Here is a 20,456-nt window from a genome sequence, read left to right on the forward strand (position 1 = left end):
GCCAGCTGCTGGTCATCCACCGTCCACAAGGCACCTGCACCGCAGGTGCCTCACGAGAATGAGGCCCAAAAGAAATGATTTCACGAAGAGACGTCGTCACCGACTCCGCCATAGCCGTCGTCGCCGAACAGGGAGTTCGTGGACTCACCCACAGGGCAGTCGATGCCCTGGCCGAGCTGCCCGTCGGCTCCACCTCGAATGTCTACCGCACGCGTGATGCGCTGATCACCGGAATCATGGAGCGCATCGGAGACCTGAACTCGCAACAGCTTGAACGCCTGCCTGACTCGTTCCGCGCCAACGACAAGCCTGCTCAGGAAATCGCCGTCGATTTCTGCATGAACTGGCTGACAACGGACCGCAATCGCTTCTATACGATGATCATGCTCAGCCTCGATCCCGCACTTCCGGATGAGGCGTTGGCTGCGAAGCAGAAGAACATGGCGAAGATCGACGAGTTCGTGATGCGACTGGCCGAAGTCGATGCTGAAATGGCGCGTTCGATAAACAGCTCGGTGATGGGAATGATGATCACCGAACTGATCTCAGGGACGGCCGACCGCGCTCACATCGACACGTTCATGGGGCAGTTCCTGACCTGGATGAACGCCACGCGAAAGCAGGGTTGAAGCTCACTGAGCATCCCGCCTGGGCCGTTCTGACAGCACGGGTCTGAACAAAGCCCTGAGCCCAGCACAGTGCTCAGGCGCAGGCACAGTTCGAAACGACACGGGCCTTCGCAGATGATGCGGCGGACCCTCGCAGGTGACGACACGGGGCCTCCGCAGACGACGACACGGACGCCTCGAAAAGCGGGCTTGAGCCGTAGAACTCAAATCGAACGCTAGAATCGACAGGTGCTCTCCGTTGTCGATGCCGAGCCTCGGTGTGTGAGAGGGCACCCGGAGCGGAAAATTCGTGCGTCAAAGGAGTTCCATGACCGAAGGCAGAGTCATCGATGTCGACGTCTCGTCAGAGATGGAGAGTTCGTTCCTCGAATATGCGGTCTCGGTCATCCACTCCCGTGCCCTCCCCGATGCACGCGACGGACTGAAGCCCGTCCAGCGACGCATCGTCTACCAAATGGGAGACATGGGCCTGCGCCCCGAGCGCGGCCACGTGAAGTCTTCCCGCATCGTCGGCGATGTGATGGGCAAACTCCACCCTCACGGTGACACCGCGATCTACGATGCGCTGGTGCGCCTGAGCCAGAACTTCATCATGCGCGTGCCGCTCGTCGACGGCCACGGAAACTTCGGTTCCCTCGACGACGGTCCTGCCGCCCCGCGCTATACGGAGGCCCGGCTGACCTCAGCCTCCATGCAGATGATCGCCGGCCTCGATGAAGACGTCGTCGACTTCGTCGGAAACTACGACAACACGCTGACCCAGCCCGATGTTCTGCCCAGTGCGTTCCCGAACCTGCTCATCAACGGCACCTCCGGAATCGCCGTGGGCATGGCCACCAATATGGCCCCGCACAATCCGGGCGAAGTCATTGCCGCCTGCTGCCATCTGATCCGCAATCCCGAGGCCGGCCTGGCCGAGCTCATGCGCTTCATTCCCGGACCCGATCTGCCCACCGGCGGCCGGATCATCGGACTCGACGGTGTCCGCGAAGCCTACGAGTCCGGCCGCGGAACGTTTCGCACCAGGGCCACGGTCTCGATCGAGAACATCAATGCCCGCCGCAAGGGCATCGTCGTCACCGAGCTGCCCTACCTGGTGGGGCCCGAGAAGGTCGTGGCCAAGGTCAAGGACGCTGTCGGCGCGAAGAAGCTCACCGGCATCGCCTCGATCGATGACTACTCGGACCGCAAGAACGGAATGCGCCTGGTCATCGGCATCAAGAACGGATTCAATCCGGAGGCAGTCCTCGCTGAGCTCTACCGGCAGACCCCGCTCGAGGAATCGTTCAGCATGAACAACGTCTGCCTCGTCGACGGCCAGCCGCGGACCCTGGGACTGCGCGAGCTGCTGACCGTCTACTTGGCCCACCGCATCGACGTCATCCGCCGCCGCACCGTGTTCCAGCTGCGCAAGGCCAAGGACCGCCTCCACCTCGTCGAGGGTCTGCTCATCGCGATCCTCGACATCGACGAGGTCATCCAACTCATCCGCTCCTCCGACGATGCGGCCACCGCCCGCACGCGCCTGATGGATGTATTCGAACTCTCGGAGCTCCAGGCCACCTACATCCTCGACCTGCAGCTGCGCCGATTGACCAAGTTCTCGCGCATCGAGCTAGAGGCCGAACGCGACGAACTGCGTAAGAGGATCGACTACCTCGAGGCGCTGCTCGCCGACGAGGCCAAACTGCGCGAACTCGTCGCCACCGAGCTCGAAGCAACGGCAGAAGCCATCGGCTCACCTCGGCGCACGGTCCTCATCGAAGGTTCGATGAAGGAGCTCTCCGCCAAGGGCAAGAAGGCTCAATCGGACCTCAAGATCGCCGACGCCCCCTGCCGAGTCCTCCTCTCGACTTCCGGGCGCATCGCCCGAACTGCTGATGCCTCGGCTCTGCAGCGGATCGGGAAGCGCTCGAGCCATGATGCGCTGCGTTCAGAGATCGTGTCGATGACTCAGGGCAAGGTCGGCGCGGTGACCTCGACAGGACGTCTGCACATGGTCGACGTCGTCGACCTGCCGGCCCTGCCGCCGGCCGCGACACGTCCGAATGTCGCCGGAGGCGTCAAAATCGCCGACTACGTGAGCCTGGAGAAGAATGAGACCGTCCTCGGCCTCATCGACCTCGACCGCGAATTCGTCCTCGGAACCGCAGGCGGAGTCGTCAAACGCGTATCTGTGGCCACACAGCGGAACAAGAGCGAATGGGAAGCGATCACGCTCAAGGGCAAGGACTCCGTCATCGGAGTCGCTCAGCCGAAGGACATCGATGAGTCTCTGGCCGTGTTCGTAACCTCCAATGCACAGCTGCTGGCCTTCGACGCCTCCGGGCTGCGGGCCCAGGGCTGGAACGCCTCAGGTGTGGCGGGAATGAAGGTCGCAGCCGATGCACGCGCTCTCTTCTTCGGAATGACGCCCAAGGAGGCCAAGACCGACGAAGACGGGGATGCCGACACCAGCATCGGCACGTTCTCTGTGGTCACTATCGCCAGCGGTGAGAACTTCTATGGCGCACCATCGTCATCGATCAAGGTCAGCGATTTCTCCGAGTTCCCGACCAAGGGTCGTGCCACCTCGGGCGTGCGTGCCCATAAGTTCCTCAAGGGCGAAACCGAGCTGTCTCTGGCCTGGGTCGGCGACACCCCGCAGGCCGCTGCCCAAGCCGGAGGAGCCAGGACCCTTCCGGCCGAGACGTCCAAACGCGATGCCACGGGCTCGCCCCTCGAATCCAAGATCGATGTCATCGGAACGGTCCCCCGCCTCGGCGCCGCCGACAATGCTATTGCGGGTGCGGCGGGTGCTGGTGAGGGTACCGATGCTCAGGGTAACGGTGGCGCGGGAGACGGCGCAGGCGAGGGGGCATCGTCCTCTGCTGCGGCGCGCACCCCAGGCTTGGCAACGAGCTTCGACGGCCTCGATCTCGACCTTGACGATCGACCCGATCTCGACGAGGCGAAGGAAGAGATCGCCCGCTCGAAGATCGACTCCGACGGCGCCGTCATCGTCTCCCATGACGATGATGACGACACAGCACTGTTCTGAGGCTTGAGCTGAATCCAGTTCTGAAGCGTGGGCTCTGACCTGTCCTGAGACCAGCACTGAGCACCGCGCTGCAGAATTGGGTAGGAAGTTGCAGGGGAAAGCCACCCTGCCGCCAACAGTGACCGTAATCACATGCCACTTCACACGTGATACCCGTACGGGCAAAAACAACCACTGCACCTGTAAGACTTACAGCTAACCGTGCCAAAAGGCAGCCAGTGGTGCCGCGCAGACGCAGCGCTGCGTGGTGCGAGCCGAAGCACCGGCCTGAGGCACACATACGGATAGGAGATGCGCCCACCGGCGCGTAATGCTCGCTGGGGGCTGACTCAGCTCTCGTCGTCGTCGAGGTCCAGTTGCATGCGGGCAGCCGTTCCTCGCTTCATTTCACCGATGCCGGTCTCCCCCAAGCCTTGGAGTGACAGAGACTCGCGTCGCTCGAACACGTAGGCATCGGATGCAGACAGCACCCGAGCTGTGTCCTCGTCGGTGAAGATCGTTCCAGGGTCAGCCACGGCGGTCAGCCGAGCGGCCAGATTCACGCTCGAACCGAAGATGTCCCCCAGCCGGGACAGGACTCTGCCCCAGACGAAGCCGACGCGGGCCTGCGGCAGGTCTTCGGCCGCTGTCACCCGCTCCATCAGCGTCATCGCGATCTCCGCTCCGCTCATCGGCGTCTCGGCGGCGAAGAACACCTCATCGCCGACGGTCTTGATGACTCGACCGCCGCCGGTGGCCACAATGTTGTAGGCCATGCCCTGAAATTCCTGCACGAGGTTCGCCAGCTGTCGCGGTTCCATCTTCTGCGATAGACGCGTATAGGAGACGAGGTCGATGAAGCCGACTGCGCGAGCCAACGGCATCGACGAGTCGTACCAGCCCTGCCGGTTGTCCATGGCCAGGCCGTCGGAGACGTTGACGTTGAGCCGGCCCATCACCTCGGCGAGGTTGCGCCGCCAAGAATACGTCAGCATCTTCTGCAGCGGGTCGACCATGTCCTCGACGACCTGCAGCGCATCGCGTCTAGCTTCGGGATCGGTCAGGCCCTTCTCCTCGGTGAGGAAGTCGACGAGGGTCTCCATCTGCCACACGACGAGACGATCCGTGGTCTGGCCGATCGCGCGGGCCAAAGACAGCGCTGTGCCCTGATCGATGAGCCCGTCGGCCACGGGCTTGGCCCACATGCGCAGCGCATGGGCATCGCTGACGGTGTAGGCCTTCTCCGAACCGTCCGTCTGCGACATTCCCAATGCTCGCCACATCTTGCGCGCGGAGACCGTGGAGATGCCGCCGAGTTTCGCCGCTTCACGCCGGTCGAGCACACGCTTGCCGTCGAGGAGGATCTCCTCGAGCCGTTCGGCTGCACTGCGGGTCTCGTAGACGGTGTCGTCCTCGTCTTCGTCTGCCTCGTCGACGATCTGCAGGGCAGCGGTGCGCGGATCTTCGTGCAGTCCTTCGAAGAAGTCCCCACCATGTTCATCGACCGGTTCGCTGCCCGAGGACTCTTCGTCATCCGATGCCCCGTCCTCTGCCCGCGGACTCGTCGACATCACCGAGGTGGCAGGCAGGTCTTCGTCACCGTGTTCGATGCCGGGAACCGAGGGAGGCGCCGAGGCGGCAGGTGAGGCATGGGCGGCGGCCGAGCCAGGTGACGAGTCGATCTGTTCCTCCGTGATCACCGGAATCGAGTTCAGGCCATGGTATGAGTCCTCTGGGTCCGCACTGTCCTCCACCTCAGTGGATTCGTCGGCAGCTGCCTCGGCTGTGTTTGTCCCAGTTGAATTTGTCCCAGCTGCGCTAGTCCCTGCCGAGCCTGTCCCACCTGAAGCTGCGTCGTCAGAATCCATGCCGTTCGACGAAATGTCGTCGGTGCCATCGGAATCGCGCTCGGGGATAGTGTTGAATTCTGCGGTGAAGTCCGAGACGCCCGTCATCTGCGGCCCCCAGCTTCCATTCCTGCAGATCCTGACCCTGCCCCGTCCTCGGCCGGACGCAGGTGGTGGACGTCGCCTGCGCTGACGCAGATGTCATTGTCGATGATGAGGTCGCCGCTGGCGTCGAGCCCTGTGGCACGGCCGAAGAGGTTGCTGCCGTCGGGGCGTTCGACCCTGACCTGTGTCCCCAGAGTCACCATGTTCGCACGCACCTCACAGCCGACTGAGCTGCGGCTGAAATCGTCATCGTCATACTCGACAAGCTCTCTGTAGGCAGGAATCAGTGTGCTCAGAATCGAGATTAACAAGTCTTCATGAGCAACTTCTGAACCGTCCGTATCCGTCTCAATCGCAATTGAGCTGGCACTCTCACGAGGCAGATCCTCACGCAGCAGACGAGTGTTGATTCCCATCCCCAGAACGATCCGCGGGCCTGTGGGCAAGGGTTCGACCCGGGCGAGGATCCCGCACAGCTTCTTCCCATCCGTCGTCAGCACATCGTTGGGCCACTTGAGTACGGCAGGCACACCCGCCTCGGCGATGGCGGCTCGCACTGTTTCACCGGCGAGCAGGGGAATCCACCCCCACGAATCGAAGGCGGCACCCGGCTCCAGGAGGATCGAAAACGTCAGTGAACGACGCGGCGGGACCGTCCACGTCCGCCCCAGTCGACCGTGGCCGGCGTTCTGATGATCGGTGCCGTACACGGAGAACTGGCCAGGCACCTTCGCGAGGTCGACACCATCAGCCGTGGCAATCTGGCGGGTGCGATCGGTGGGAAAGTCGGTGAGGGTGGACTGCCCCCGAACCAGCCCAGCCAGCTCGTCGTTCGTCGACGAGCACACGTCGTCCCAGATGACAGTAGGTAGCTCGAAGCCGCGGTCCGCAGCCTTACTGCGGAGGGAATCGACATCGACGAGGAGGGGAATGTGTTGGCTGTTCACCAGTCCACTTTAGATTCTTTTGGCGAGAGTACACAATGATCGCACCGTGCGTCGTTATTGTGGAGGCATGACGGATACCCCACGTACAACAGTTGAGCGCATCGACGCTTTCGTCCAGCGCCGGGATGCGGCCCACACCGGCAATGTGAAGTCGGTGGAGAACCAGCACAACCGCGGCAAGCAGACCGCTCGCGAACGCATCGAAGCACTCCTCGACGAGGGCTCCTTCCAGGAGATCGACGAGTTCGCACGCCACCACAACCACCAGTTCGGGATGGAGAACAACCGCCCCGACGGTGACGGTGTCGTCTGCGGTCTGGGCACGATCGAGGGCAAGACCGTGGCCGTGTTCGCTCACGACTTCACCGTCCTCGGTGGCTCCCTCGCCGAGGCGAATGGACGCAAGATCGTCAAGGTCCAGAAGCTCGCCATCAAGCTGGGATGCCCCATCATCGGCATCAACGACTCCGGTGGTGCCCGGATCCAGGAGGGCGTCGGATCGATCGCCCTGTTCGCCGAGATCTTCCGCCTCAACGTGGCCTCCTCCGGCGTGATCCCGCAGATCTCACTGATCATGGGGCCTTCTGCCGGCGGAGCAGTGTACTCCCCTGCACTCACCGACGTCACGATCATGGTCGATCAGACCAGCCACATGTACATCACCGGCCCCGACGTCATCAAGACGGTCACCGGCGAAGAGGTCGGCCATGAGGAGCTCGGCGGTGGCCGCACCAACAACACCGTCTCCGGCAACGCTCACTATCTGGCCAGCGACGAGGACGATGCGCTGAACTATGTGCGCGACCTGCTTTCGTTCCTGCCCCAGAACAACCTCGACCCTGCCGATGCCGACGAGTTCGAGTCGGATCTGTCCGTCGCACCCGAGGACGAAGCGTTGGATTCGCTCATGCCGGATTCGCCCTCACAGCCCTATGACATCCTCGATGTCGTCACCACCGTCCTCGACGACGCTGAGTTCCTACAGGTCTCCGAACTCTTCGCCCCGAACGTCGTCACCGGCTTCGGTCGCGTCGAAGGTGTCAGCGTCGGCGTCATTGCGAACCAGCCGATGCAGCTGGCGGGAACGCTGGACATCGATGCCTCGGAGAAGGCCGCCCGCTTCGTGCGCCTCTGCGATGCCTTCAACATCCCGATCCTCACCTTCGTCGACGTGCCCGGCTTCCTGCCCGGCACCGACCAGGAGTTCAGCGGCATCATCCGTCGCGGAGCCAAGCTCATCTACGCCTACGGTGAGGCGACGGTCCCGCTGATCACGCTCATCACCCGCAAGGCCTACGGTGGAGCGTACTGCGTCATGGGTTCGAAGCAGCTGGGCGCGGACATCAACCTCGCCTGGCCCAGTGCTCAGATCGCGGTCATGGGTGCACAGGGCGCGGCGAATATCGTCTACCGGCGCAAGCTCAAGGCCGCCGGTGAGGCAGGCGAAGACGTCGATGCGCTGCGTGACGAACTCATCCAGGACTACGAGGATGCACTCCTCAATCCGTACCTGGCGGCCGAAGAAGGCTACATCGACGCGGTCATCAAACCGAGTGAGACTCGGAACCGGATCGTACGTGGGCTGCGGGCGCTGAAGAACAAGCATGTTGACGCTCCAACGCGCAAGCACGGTAACATCCCACTATGAGTGAGGACGTTCAACAACCCGTCGATGAAGCCGTCGAAGACATCGTCGATGAGGCCACACCTGCCTCGGTCGAGGACCGGTCACAGGTGCGAGCACACGACGGTGAGCCCGTCAGCGACGACATGGCCAGTGCTGCAGCGGTGGCGGCCGTCGTTGCGATCCGCCAGGTGGCCCTTGCCTACGCTGCCAACCAGGCGGCGGCTCTGGACCTGATGGAGACGACGAAACACGGCCGAGCCGGGTTCAGCGCACCCCGCCGCAATGTGCGCAGACGACTCCCTCAGGCCTGGACGCAGACGCTGGGACGCTGAGATCTCGCCTGCCCAGTAGGGCCGAGTAGGGCTGAGCAGCCGCATACGCTTCGGGCGTCGACAGATGTACTGTCGGCGCCCGAAGTGCGTCGGCCCGCGTGTCCAGTCACCGAAAGGACCACTTACCGTCCAGGGGTCTGATTACAGCTGGTCCCCTCGACGCTAAGTGGTCCCCTCGATGCCACCCGCACGTCAGCACATCGTCAGCGGCATCGTGTCAGTTCACTTCAGCCGGTACTGATCCTTGTCCGGATCGGCTCCAGGGCGAGGCACCCTCCTGCCCTCAACCGTCACGGTGCTCAATCGCTGCGGACTGCGTGCATGAGTCTGCGCCGAGCCGGATGAGCCCGCAGCTGTGCCCGACGAGCCGGTCATTACCGAACCAGTCGCCCCCGCGCCTGTTGTCGCCGAACCGGCCATCGCCGAGTCGGCCATCGCCGAATCAGGGCCAGCGCTCGTCACGCCTCGAGTCGGTCCGCCCATGTCATCGCCGTAGACGGCTTCACCACGGGCCACCATGCCGGCGACATCGGAGAGTTTGAGCTGCGGCAGGAACCAGGCGAGGACGAAGGCCACGATGAACACCGGCACCATGTACCAGAACGAGGGCGCCAGGGCGTCCGCATAGGCGTTGACGACGAGGTCATGGATAGGTCCAGGCAACGAGGCCACGGACTCAGGTGTCAGCGAGTCAGTGGTCGGAGCGCCTCCCCCACCGCCTGCACCACCGGGTGTCTGCGACATCGCTTCGCCCACCTTGTCCGCCAGCCTGGAGGTGAAGATTGATCCGAACAGCGCCGTGCCCACCGAGGCACCGATCTCGCGGAAGTAGTTGTTCGTCGAGGTCGCGGTGCCCACCAGCTCCGGCGCCACGGAGTTCTGGATCACGAGGACGATGATCTGCATGACCAGGCCCAGGCCGAAGCCCATGGTGAAGATCATGCATCCGATGAGCACCATCGAGGTGTCGGCCGTCAGCGTGGTCATCCAGGCCAGAGCAAGCCCGGCGATGAGGGTGCCGAAGAGCGGGTAGATCTTGTACTTGCCGGTCTTCGACACAATGAAGCCGGAGACGATAGAGGTCAGCATGACACCGGCCATCATCGGAAGCATGAGCAGACCGGAGCCCGTCACGTCGGTCCCGGATGCCATCTGCATGAACGTAGGCAGGAACGCCATCGCGGAGAACATACCCAGCCCCAGCAGCAGGCCGATGACCGTCGAGAGCACGAAGGTCTTGTTCTTGAACAGGAAGATCGGAATGATCGGGTTGCTGACCTTCGATTCGACGTAGACGAAGATGAGTGCGGCGACCACGGTGCCGATGATCAGGGAGATGATAGTCGGCGAGTTCCAGTCGTAGTCGTGTCCGCCCCAGCTGGTCACGAGGATCAGCTGCGAGGTCGCTGCCACCATGAAGATGATGCCGAGTACGTCGATCTTCTTGTCCGATTTGTGGCTCGGCAGCTTGAGGGCGAAGAGCGCAATGATGAATGCGACGATGCCGATCGGCACGTTGATCCAGAAGCACCAGCGCCAGTCCATGTGCTGGGTGAAGAATCCGCCCAGGACCGGTCCGAGCACGCTGGAGATCGCGAACAGACCGCCGAGAGGACCCATGTATTTGCCGCGTTCGCTGGCAGGAATGATGTCGGCGATGATGGCCTGCGACAGGATCATCAGACCGCCGCCGCCCAAGCCCTGGAAGCCGCGCCAAGCGATGAGCTCCCAGAAGTTCTGCGACATGCCGGACCCGAACGAGCCGACGACGAAGATCGCGATCGCGACGAGGAAGATGACCTTCCTGCCCCACATATCGCCGAACTTTCCGTACAGGGGCATGACGATCGTCATCGCCAGGAGGTAGATGGTGACCAGCCAAGCCTGGTGCTCGACACCGTCGAGTTCACCCACGATCGTCGGCATTGCCGTCGACACGATCGTCTGGTCCAGAGTCGCCAGGAACATCGCGGCCATGAGCGCGGAGAAGATCAGGATGATCGTCTTCTTGGTCAGGACGATCGGTGCCTTCTCAGCAGTTGCGGTTGCTGAGCTCATGCGGATTCCTCCTCAAAAATGTCTCGTAGTTCGTCAAACAGCTCTTTGATGACCGGGGCAGGATCGCCCTCGACCTTGCGCAGACGCATGAACGTCGCCTTGATCGACATCATCGCCAACGCGGCGAGAGCCTCGGCCCGCGTGGAGACGGGCACACCGCCGCCGTCATGACATTCCTGAGAGACGGAGGCATCAGGAGAGGCTTCGCTCGCCGAGGTGGGTGCGCGGCTCTCGCCGGAACCTGAGGTCCCGGCGGAGGCTGAGTTCCCCGCGGAAGCCGAGGTCCCGTCGAGACGACGTTGGATCATTTCGCGGAACAGGCGCTCGTTGTTGCCCATGCGCGACATCTGCGCCTGCATGAGCGAGGGATCCTGCTTCATCAGCTGGTGGTACTGGTGCATCTCTTCGCGCTTATTCAGACGCGTCCGCACGACCGAGGCCAGCAGATGCTGGAGGTCGGCTAGCAGGCGTCCGTTCGGACCGCCTGCTTCGAAGGCTTCGATGTCGGACTGATCCTCATCGTCGAAGATGGTGTCGGAACGGCCCAGCAGCGCCTCCTCCTTGCTGGAGAAGTAGTTGAAGAAGGTCCGCCGTGAGACTCCACAGCGTTCGCAGATGTCTTCGACGGTGACATTGGAATAGCCGTTCTCGAGCGCCAATTCGAGGGCAGCCTGGCGCAGGGCCTGACCGCGCTTGCGCTTCTTTCGTTCGCGCAAGCCCTCGGACTGAACTGCCTCGGCTGTGCTGCTCGCGGCGTCGCCGGTGGAGTCGGCAGGCTCGGCCGCAGCAGAGTCGGCGCGCGTAGGCTCGCCAGAAGGTGTGGAATGCATAGAATCATTATTGCACTCGGTGCATTTTTGCCTCAAGTGCACCTATTGTGTTTTAAGGCACATTCCCAGCTTCAGTACCCGAGCTTCGCATTCGCCAGCACGGGGATCGCCTCGGCGGCCTTATCGGCTCCGGCAAGGTCCACCTCGACGACTTCGAGGGCCTCTTCACCCTCAAGGGAGGAGATAACGTGGCCGAAGGGATCGGAGACGAGGCTGTGGCCGACACCTGTGGGCCCCTTCTTGGGCACCTCGACACCGCTGACCTCTGGATCGGCCTGACCGATGGCTGCGACGAACATATTGCTGTCCAGCGCCCTTGCCCGGGCCAGGATCTGCCACTGCTCGACCTTGCCCTTCCCTGCACCCCAGGATGCGGAGACGATGGCGAGCTTGGCACCGCGGCGACTGATCTCGGCGAACAGTTTCGGAAAACGAATGTCGTAGCACAGGGTCAGCCCGACGCTCTCACCGTCGAGGTCAATGACTACGGGGTCCTCACCGGGGACGACAGTGTCTGATTCCTTGAACCCGAAGGCATCGTAGAGATGGATCTTGGCATAATCGCGGCGCTCACCCTGCGGCGGGTAGACGGCAAGCAGGTTGATCACCTTCTCACCGGAGGTGGCGAATTCACCCACGATGACGGTGATATCGGCCTCGGCTGCCAACTGGGCCATAGCGGTTCGCCAGGACTGCGTATTGGCTTCGGCGACATCGCGCAGACCGGGGCCGAACGCAGACATTGTGGCCTCGGGGAAGACGACGAAGTTCGCTCCCGCTTCGGCGGCCCTGTGCGTGTAGTCCCGGACCTTGTCGAGATTGTCCGCAACTGTGGTGGTGGAGTTGATCTGCGCGAGTGCGAATTTCATGGCCAGTCCTTGCGATCCGGGGGTGTCAGCGGTTGATTCAGGCTATCGCGATCGCACGCGCGGAGAAACCTCCGTCCACCTGGGAGCGTCCCCACCCTCCGCCTGGGTACAACCCTCAGTGCAGATATTCGCGGCCCGGGCGGCCGCCTCGGTGCCGACCATGGACGAATGTGTAGACGATCATACCGAGGACGACGAGTCCTGCGCAGAGCATGAACATGCCGTTGCCGCCGGTCAAAGGCATGATGGCGCCGAGGATGATCGGACCGATGCCTGATCCTGCGTCAAGCAGCAGGAAGAACGACGAGGTGGCGACGGCGACTCGCGACATCGGCACCGATTTCACGGCGATCGCCTGCATGCACGGCATGAGCGAACCGAAGCCCAGACCGACGAAGACACCGGCGAGGATGATCCCCGTCATGGTCGGCCACATCGCCAGCAGAATATTGCCGATGAGGTTGAATATGAAGACCGGGTAGATGACGAAGTTATCGCCCAGCACGTCCTGCAGGCGACCGACGAACAGGCGTGCCACCAGTGATGCTGCGGCAAAGGCGACGAAGAACAGAGAAGCGGCACTGGCGACCCCGTTGTCCTCGGCATAGCCGGCGAGGAACACGAGCGCCGCGGCATATGCAGTGCCGACGACGAGCATGATCGACCCGATCCGCAGACCCGCCGGATCGACGAGTGTCGACAGCTTGAGGTGCCATTTGCTGCGCCGCTGGTAGTCGCTGAGTTCCTGCTTCGGCAGTTTGATGATGAAGCAGAGGATGAAAGCGACGAGCGACATGAACGCCGAGGCGGCGAAGAGCATCGGGAAGTCGTAGGCGCGCGGGAGAACGACGCCCAGATACGGCCCTAAAGCGGTGGACAGCGTAGTGGCGGTGCCGAAGTAACCGGTGCCTTCACCTCGGCGAGAGGACGGGATGACGCTTTGGATCGCGGTCATGATGGCCGTGTTTCCGGCCCCGAAGGCGATGCCGTGGATGATGCGAATGGCAAGGAGCCAGACAAGTGTGTCGGCGAAGATATAGGCCACGGAAGCCAGGATGGAGATCGCCATCGTGATGATGAGCAGTTTCCGGCGGCCGATGAAATCCAGATATTTTCCGGTCAGCACACGCGCCACGACCGCACCGACGACGAAGGAGGAGGACGCGAATCCGGCTGCGGCTTCCCCTGCCGAGAATCTGGCGACGGCGTAGCCTGCCATGGACGTCATGAGGAGGTAGAACACCATCGACATCGACAGGTTGAGGCCGATGCCGACGACGAAGTCCTTGGTCCATAGCTGTGCCCGTGCCACTGAAGATCAGTCTCTCTTCCTGTTGAATGATGCGCTGCGTCCCCTGGCCGCCGGCCACCATGGGCAATCCGCTGAGTTGGCCGATCGGCTGTGATCGGCTGATCCGCTGCAGTCGAGCTGGGAACCTATCTATGCTATCCGGTGGATCCTGCTGCACGGGACCCAGCCCGGGGTGATCTTGCTCTAGTCACCCGAGAGCCGACGGGAGGAACGTGGGCTCCCGCCGCCGGCTTCCGGGGGCAGATCGACACAAGCCGGTGTGTTCTCAGTCATATAGGGTGAAGACCATGACCCAGAAGAGAACCCCTTCGGCCGTCGATGCCGTTGCCGAAGAATATGTCGACAGATCACTTGCACTCTCCCCCTCCCTCGCCCTCTACCTCGGGCTGGAGGGAGCGAAGGGATTCGATGACTTCTCCCCCGCCGGCCTAGCTGCCTCCAACGATCTCACCGTCGAGACGCTGGCGAAGCTCGCCGAGGTTGAGAAGACGGCCGATCTCGACGACGTCGACCTCGTCACCATCGATGCGATGCGCGAGCGGCTGACCGTTGATCGCGACTACTTCGAGGCCGGGTTCAACCATTCGAGCCTCAACGTCATCGAGTCCCCCCTGCAGGCCATCCGCGACGCCTTCGACCTCATGCCCACCGAGACCACCCAGGACTGGGAGACGGTGGATACGACGATGGGCGCCGTACCCACGTCCGTCGCCGGTTACCAGGAATCTCTGTCCCTGGCCAAGAGCCGTGGTCAGATCTCCGCCCGGATCCAGATCGAGAAGGTCATCGAACAGGCCCGCACGCTGGCCGAACCCGGCAGCAATTTCGACCAGCTCATCTCCGCAGCCACCGACGTACCCTCGTCGTTGACTCAACAGCTGAGCACCCACGCCGAGGCGGCTCGTGAGTCGTTTGCCCACCTCGCCGATTTCCTGGCTGCCGAACTTCTTCCGGCCGCGCCGGAGGACGAGGCGTGCGGGCGTGAAGCCTACGCCTTGTATTCGCGTGACTTCCTGGGCGCGGAGGTCGACTTCGATGAAACGTATGCGTGGGGGCTCGAGGAGCTTGCTCGCATCGATGCCGAGCAGCGTGAGGTCGCCGAGAAGATTCAGCCCGGTGCCGATCTGTTCGAGGTCATGGAAACACTGAATAATGATCCCGAACGGACTCTTCACGGCGCCGAAGGGCTGCGTAAGTGGATGCAGAAGGTCGCCGATGAGGCGATCACCGAGCTGGGGAAGTCCCACTTCGACATTCCGGAGCCGGTGCGCACGATCGAGTGCAAGATCGCACCGTCGGCGACCGGAGGCATCTACTACACCGGACCCACCGACGACTTCTCCCGCCCTGGTCGCATGTGGTGGTCGGTGCCCGAAGGCGTCACCGAGTTCGCGACCTGGCAGGAGAAGACGACCGTCTATCACGAGGGGGTGCCCGGCCATCACCTGCAGGTCGGCCAGGCCACATATGTCTCCGACACCCTCAACCGCTGGCGCCGCCTCATGTGCTGGGTCTCCGGACACGGTGAGGGCTGGGCCCTCTACGCCGAGAAGCTCATGGCCGACCTCGGCTTCATGAAAGATCCCGGCGACTACCTGGGGATGCTTGACTCCCAGCGTCTGCGCGCAGCACGCGTGGTCCTCGACATCGGCTTCCACCTGGGACTCGAGGCTCCCGAGAGCCTCGGTGGCGGAATCTGGAACCGAGAGAAAGCCTGGCAGTTCCTCACCGACAATGTCGCTATGGACCGGTCCTTCCTCGCCTTCGAACTCGGCCGATACCTCGGCTGGCCTGGACAGGCCCCGAGCTACAAGATCGGACAACGGCTGTGGGAGCAGTTCCGCGATGAGGCCAAAGCCGAAGCCGGAGCAGACTTCGACCTCAAGGCCTTCCACACCAAGGCCCTCAATCTGGGCTCCGTCGGTCTGGACACGCTGGGCCGGGCCATGAAGCGCTGATGACATTGGTGGGAGAATGACTTGGTGAAGAACAATGACAGTTCGAGCAGCGAGGGCCCGCGCTCAGAGACCGCACGGATCACCGAGATCCTGCGCAACGAGATCATCGACGGCGTCCGGGCACCCGGCAGCAAACTGGTGGAACGGAACCTGGCAACGGAACTCGGCGTCAGTCGAGTGCCGATCCGTGAAGCCCTCAAACAGCTTGCCGCCGAAGGCCTGGTGGCCAATCGGCCCAACACATGGTCAACCGTGCGCGAGTTCTCCCCCAGTGACATCGCCGACCTCAACGAGGTGCGGACAGTCTTTGACATTCTGTCCTTCGAACTCGCCGCACAGCGGCACAACCGTGAGGGCCTGGCCAAGCTCGAAGCCACCATGGCCAAGGGCAAGGAACTGTCGAAGGCCGGGGACGTCGTCGGCGCCCACCGTTCGGCCGCGGACTTCCACGCCATCGTCACCGAACTCTCCGGTAACCGGCTCCTCACCGAGATCGGTGAGCTCCTCGACTCGCGAATGCGCTGGCAGCTGAGTCAGCACGACGATCTCGATTTCGTCGCCACCGAGCACGCCCAGCTCTACGACGCGATCGCACATCGAGATCAGGCGAAGGTCAGGGATCTGGCTGCCCGACACCTAGGGACCAGTCAGGACCAGCATGACAAACACAAGGAACGCCTCGCCCGGGCCGTCGACGAGGGTACAGAGTCAGACATTGGAACAGAGTCAGACATTGGAACAGCCTCTGACATTGGAACAGAGTCAGACATTGGAACAGCCTCTGACAGGGAAACTGAGTCAGACGAGGACTGAGCTCACGCAGCGTTGAAGGGCCACCCGTTCAGCTGCTTGGGACGCGCCGGGGCGTAGGTGCGGACCTTCGAGGTCTTCAGCCCCAGCCCCACGAGCGATTCGGCCAGTTTCACGGCGGCGGTGACCCCGTCGACGACGGGGACGTCGCAGCGTTCGACGATGATCTGCTTGAGGTCTGCCATTCCCCCGCATCCGAGGACGATGGCCTCGGCACGATCACGTTCGACCGCCTCGGCGGCTTGATCAGCGATCGCCTCCACTGCCCGCTCGGGCTGGTTCTCCAGCTCGAGCACGGCCATCCCAGAGGCCCTGACCGAGGTGCAGTGAGCGTTCAGCCCGGCCAGCAGAAGCCGGTCCTCGATGAGAGGCACGGTGCGATCGAGCGTCGTCACGACCGCGTACCTGTGGCCGAGGAACATGGCCAGGGCCGCCCCCGCCTCGGTGATGTCGATGACGGGTACGTCGAGGAGTTCCTGCAGACCTTCACGCCCATGCTCGCCGTAGCCCGCCTGGATCACCGCGTCGAAGTCCCCCTCATATTTCATCACCGCATCCATGACCCCTAATGCCGCAAGATAGCTCTCGACGTTGCCTTCGCAGGACTCAGCTCCGAAGCTGGGCGTCAGCGCAATGATCTCGGTGTCCGCCGAGGCGACTTCCTGTGCCGCACGGGCGATGGACTGCGTCATGGACTCGGTTGTGTTCACGTTGACGATCAGAATTTTCACGATGTGCTCTCAATCAGTGTGTGGTGGGCACTGCGATCTCTTCGCCGTCGACCTCGCGGAAGGTGAAGCTGCGACGGGCGATGAAGAAGTAGATGATCGCTGCGATGCCTGCTCCGCTGAACCAGGAGAACTCGGAGAATCCGGAGAACGCGGGAACGAGGGCGAAGACAAGGGAGATGAGGGAGGCCGGTATGAAGGCTCCGATGGCGCGCCAGTTGATCCCCCGGTGGTAGAAGTATTCGCCGTCGTTGGCCTCGGTGTAGAGCTCGGGAACGTTGACCTTCGTCTTCCGGATCACCCAGTAGTCGACCATGATGACACCGAACAGGGGCCCCAGCAGTGCGCCGAGTCCGCCCAGGAAGTAGACGATGACGACGGGTGAGTCATAGAGGTTCCACGGCAGGATGATGAAGCCGATGATTGCGCTGATGATTGCCGCGCTGCGGAAGTTGAGGTGGCGGGGGAACATGTTCGTCAGTGCGTAGGTCGGGGCGACGAAGTTCGCCATCAGGTTGACCGCGATCGTGAGGATCAGCAGCGCCAGGGAGGCCAGCGCCAGCAGGATCGGATTGCCGATGGTCTGCACGATATCGGCCGGTGAGGTGATGACCGTGCCGTCGATCTGGTACTGAGCCCCGGCAAGCGAGATCACGACGAGGCCGAAGACGAGCATATTGATCGGGATGCCCCAGAAGTTGCCGACGACGATCGACCCCTTCTTCTTCGCGGCGCGGGTGAAGTCGGAGAAGTTGAGGACGAAGGTGCCGTAGATAGCGACCCACAGGGACCCTCCGCCGAGGATGTGCATCCACATCGGCCAACCGGACAGGGCTCCGTCGCGGGCCCAGGAGATGGAGAAGTCGACGCGAGCGAGCATCCAGATAGCCAGAGACACGAAGGTGACGAGGATGATCGGTCCGGCGATGGCCTCATATTTGCGGATCATCTCCATGCCGTAGCTGACGATGATGACCTGGACGATCCAGAGCAGGGTGAACGAGAACCAGCCCAGACCGGAGAGACCGAGGAACTCTGTGTCGGCCCACGACTGAAGGCCGGGCACGAGCATGATGAGCAGGACATTGAGAACACTGGAGGCCAGATATGTCTGGATGCCGAACCACGCGATGGCGACGACTCCGCGCACCGAGGCTGCCAGCTGCGCACCGTGGATGCCGAAGGCGATGCGGCTCATCACCGGATAGGGCACGCCTGTCTTATGCCCCATGAAACCGGAGAGCGTGAGCAGGAAGAAGAGCAGGGCGGCCCCGACGAGCAGTGCGACGAGAATCTGCCAGGCCCCCAGGCCGAGGGCGAAGAGACCGAGCGCGAACCCGTAGTTGCCGAGTGAGTGGACGTCATTGGCCCAGAGGGTGAAGACGCTGTAGGCGGTCCAGCTGCGCCCTTCCTTCTGACTGGGTGCCAGATCCGAGTTGTAGAATCGCGAGCTGATTCGATGAGCCGCCAACTGCTCAGGGCTCGGCCCCATCCATTTGGGCGCGGAGTCCTGGATGGCCTCGGTCTTTGCCATGGGTGTCACTCAAATCTGAAGAGCACATCGCTGGGATACCAAAATTTGAATCACAGCGCTGTGACGGCGAGTTCTGTCGACCTCAGCGTAACCTGAGTCACAGAGGGTTCGCAATGGCGCCCGCGCTTTCCTGCCTTACATCGCGTCAACTACAGCGACCGTGCGCCACCTTCCGCCGCTGACCACAGGCCTGCGGGCCCTCGGGATAGGGTCACATTTTTGGCATACCATTTAGTTTTCGAAGGCGTCGTAGAGTGGACATACCCCCTCAGGTCGTCTGATTTAGAGGATCAGATCTCCTCCTCCACGTCTTTTGCGGTCGGATCCCATTTCACGATGCCCACCGCGATGGCTCCGGCCAGGGGTGCACAGGCGACGACCCAGAAGACTCCGGTGCCCATGGAACCAGCCAGAATCGGGAACATGATGAGGGAGACGATCGAGAAGGCACGCAGCACGGACTGGTTGAAGCCGATGCCGATTCCGCGCAGCCTCGTCGGGTAGGACAGGGTCGCGTAGTTCATCAGGTTGGCTCCGGGTCCACCGGCCTGTGCGAAGACGAAGGCTGCGAGCATCGCCACGGACACGAGCACGAGAGCACCTGAGGGGATGCCGACGAGCGCCAACAGGGCCAGTGCCACTGCTTGGATCACGAAGCCGACGAGGGTGATGCGGCGGGTGCCGAACCGGTTGACGATGCTCATGCCCAAGAGGCCGCCGACGGCACCGAAGCCGAGGTTGATCACGAGTGAAGCGATGATCGTGACCAGCGGCGTCTGATGGAACAGAGTCGTGATGATCAGCGGAGTGCCGTAGGCGACGGCGTTGTATCCGAAAGTGGAGAAGACGGACACGCAGAGGGCGACGATCGTGCGCACACGGTACTGCGGGGCGAAGAGTTCAGCGAACCCGCTCCACTTTCCGCCGCGTCCCGGCGTGGAAGTCTGCCTGTCGACCTCTGGGGCAGCCGTCTTGGCACCATCGACTTCGGCGGCGAGTTTCACGTCGAGGTTGTGGTGTGAGCGCATGACGTCGACCGCCGCACGCAGGTCCCCCTGATTGGCCAGCCACTCCGGTGATTCGGCAAGGTAGCGGCGGCGCACGAGGAGCACGACGAGGGCAGGGACGGCACCGAATCCAACGACGAGGCGCCAGAGGATGGCGTGCTGGTCATAGGGCAGGCTGATGAAGATGATGAGGACGACGAGGTAGCCGATTCCGGTGGCGATGTACCAGGCGGGTGACCACGCGTTGACGCGCTGCGAACGGTTGCCCTTGCCCTTGAGTTTGGAGAATTCGGCGAGGAAGGCCATCGCCACGGGGAGGTCGAGTCCGACTCCGATGCCCATGACGAATCGGAAGAAGATGAGAACCCATTCGTTGGGAGCCAGGGCACAGCCTATGGCGGCGACGACGAAGAAGACCATATCGGCCATGAAGAGTTTGTAGCGTCCGAACCGGTCGACCAGGTAGCCGCCGAACAGCGCACCGATGACCGCGCCGACCATGATCGAAGCGTTGACGAGACCGGTCATGAACCCTGAGAGCCCGAATTGTTCCTTGATCGCGGTGATGCCGAAGGCCAGGGACGAGAAGTCGTAGGCGTCCATGAAGATCCCGCCCAGGGCCAGGATGATGACGGCTTTGGTCTTCGTGCCTTGGGATCCGAATTCCGCGAGGACCGAATGGATGTCGGAGGCACTGCGGATGATTCGCGAGGACGTGCGTCCTGTGCTGGTGGTATCTGGTGCGTGTGCCGAAGTGCCGGCCGGTTCTGGACTATTCACAATCGCTCAGTATGGTCTGGGCACGTCCCCGCCCGGTCTCCTCGCCGTCAGAATCTGTCACGAA

At 62.6% G+C, this 20,456-nt stretch carries 15 protein-coding genes; 6 read left to right on the plus strand and 9 right to left on the minus strand.

The genetic code is table 11. The features are described from left to right. The first annotated feature begins 74 nt into the window (after positions 1-74). Positions 75-629 carry a TetR/AcrR family transcriptional regulator gene (locus INT40_RS02605; protein ID WP_101569766.1) on the plus strand — a complete coding sequence of 185 codons (555 nt, stop codon included), beginning with the start codon at positions 75-77 and terminating at the stop codon, positions 627-629. A 307-nt stretch (positions 630-936) separates the two neighbouring features. Beyond that, positions 937-3,669, plus strand: coding sequence for a DNA topoisomerase (ATP-hydrolyzing) subunit A (locus INT40_RS02610; protein ID WP_193095407.1), 2,733 nt, complete (start codon positions 937-939; stop codon positions 3,667-3,669). A 329-nt stretch (positions 3,670-3,998) separates the two neighbouring features. Here the strand turns inward: INT40_RS02610 and INT40_RS02615 are convergent, their stop codons facing one another. Both INT40_RS02615 and INT40_RS02620 read right to left on the minus strand, forming a co-directional pair. After that, positions 3,999-5,603, minus strand: a complete 1,605-nt coding sequence (locus INT40_RS02615; RefSeq protein ID WP_193095408.1) for an adenylate/guanylate cyclase domain-containing protein — start codon at positions 5,601-5,603, stop codon at positions 3,999-4,001. Further along, positions 5,600-6,547, minus strand: coding sequence for a biotin--[acetyl-CoA-carboxylase] ligase (locus INT40_RS02620; RefSeq protein ID WP_193095409.1), 948 nt, complete (start codon positions 6,545-6,547; stop codon positions 5,600-5,602). Before INT40_RS02620 ends, INT40_RS02615 begins: the two co-directional genes overlap by 4 nt. Before the next feature lie 67 nt (positions 6,548-6,614). On the opposite strand from INT40_RS02620, the gene INT40_RS02625 reads away from it, so the two are divergent. Both INT40_RS02625 and INT40_RS02630 read left to right on the plus strand, forming a co-directional pair. Beyond that, complete coding sequence (locus tag INT40_RS02625; RefSeq protein WP_101569762.1) at positions 6,615-8,195, plus strand: acyl-CoA carboxylase subunit beta; 1,581 nt, start codon at positions 6,615-6,617, stop codon at positions 8,193-8,195. Next, entirely contained in the window at positions 8,192-8,506 is a 315-nt protein-coding gene (locus INT40_RS02630) for a hypothetical protein (RefSeq protein ID WP_193095410.1), read from the plus strand. The genes INT40_RS02625 and INT40_RS02630 overlap by 4 nt, the downstream gene beginning before the upstream one ends. Positions 8,507-8,728: 222 nt before the next feature. Here the strand turns inward: INT40_RS02630 and INT40_RS02635 are convergent, their stop codons facing one another. The 4 genes from INT40_RS02635 to INT40_RS02650 form a co-directional block, all read right to left on the minus strand. After that, positions 8,729-10,564: an MDR family MFS transporter gene (locus tag INT40_RS02635; RefSeq protein WP_226830659.1), complete on the minus strand. Its 1,836-nt coding sequence runs from the start codon at positions 10,562-10,564 to the stop codon at positions 8,729-8,731. Then, on the minus strand, positions 10,561-11,394 hold the full coding sequence (locus INT40_RS02640; RefSeq protein WP_193095411.1) for a TetR/AcrR family transcriptional regulator: 834 nt from the start codon (positions 11,392-11,394) through the stop codon (positions 10,561-10,563). The genes INT40_RS02635 and INT40_RS02640 overlap by 4 nt, the downstream gene beginning before the upstream one ends. 71 nt (positions 11,395-11,465) lie before the next feature. Beyond that, a complete protein-coding gene (locus INT40_RS02645) occupies positions 11,466-12,263 on the minus strand; it encodes a carbon-nitrogen hydrolase family protein (RefSeq protein ID WP_193095412.1) in 798 nt (265 codons plus the stop codon). A gap of 115 nt (positions 12,264-12,378) precedes the next feature. Beyond that, entirely contained in the window at positions 12,379-13,575 is a 1,197-nt protein-coding gene (locus INT40_RS02650; protein WP_193095413.1) for an MFS transporter, read from the minus strand. A 287-nt stretch (positions 13,576-13,862) separates the two neighbouring features. Here INT40_RS02650 and INT40_RS02655 point away from each other — a divergent pair, with 287 nt between their 5' ends. Then, the gene (locus INT40_RS02655) at positions 13,863-15,533 is read left to right on the plus strand and encodes a DUF885 domain-containing protein (RefSeq protein WP_193095414.1); all 1,671 of its coding nucleotides are present in this window, start codon (positions 13,863-13,865) and stop codon (positions 15,531-15,533) included. Positions 15,534-15,557: 24 nt separating this feature from the next. Beyond that, on the plus strand, positions 15,558-16,346 hold the full coding sequence (locus INT40_RS02660; RefSeq protein ID WP_319021917.1) for a GntR family transcriptional regulator: 789 nt from the start codon (positions 15,558-15,560) through the stop codon (positions 16,344-16,346). A gap of 2 nt (positions 16,347-16,348) precedes the next feature. On the opposite strand, the gene INT40_RS02665 is transcribed toward INT40_RS02660, so the two are convergent. The 3 genes from INT40_RS02665 to INT40_RS02675 form a co-directional block, all read right to left on the minus strand. Further along, positions 16,349-17,074 carry an aspartate/glutamate racemase family protein gene (locus INT40_RS02665; protein WP_101569756.1) on the minus strand — a complete coding sequence of 242 codons (726 nt, stop codon included), beginning with the start codon at positions 17,072-17,074 and terminating at the stop codon, positions 16,349-16,351. 13 nt (positions 17,075-17,087) lie between these two features. After that, the gene (locus INT40_RS02670) at positions 17,088-18,605 is read right to left on the minus strand and encodes an NCS1 family nucleobase:cation symporter-1 (protein WP_193095415.1); all 1,518 of its coding nucleotides are present in this window, start codon (positions 18,603-18,605) and stop codon (positions 17,088-17,090) included. 290 nt (positions 18,606-18,895) lie between these two features. After that, a complete protein-coding gene (locus tag INT40_RS02675; protein ID WP_193095416.1) occupies positions 18,896-20,392 on the minus strand; it encodes an MFS transporter in 1,497 nt (498 codons plus the stop codon). Positions 20,393-20,456: the final 64 nt, after the last annotated feature.

The sequence above is a fragment of the Brevibacterium sp. FME17 genome (assembly GCF_014897515.1).
Lineage (GTDB): Bacteria > Actinomycetota > Actinomycetes > Actinomycetales > Brevibacteriaceae > Brevibacterium.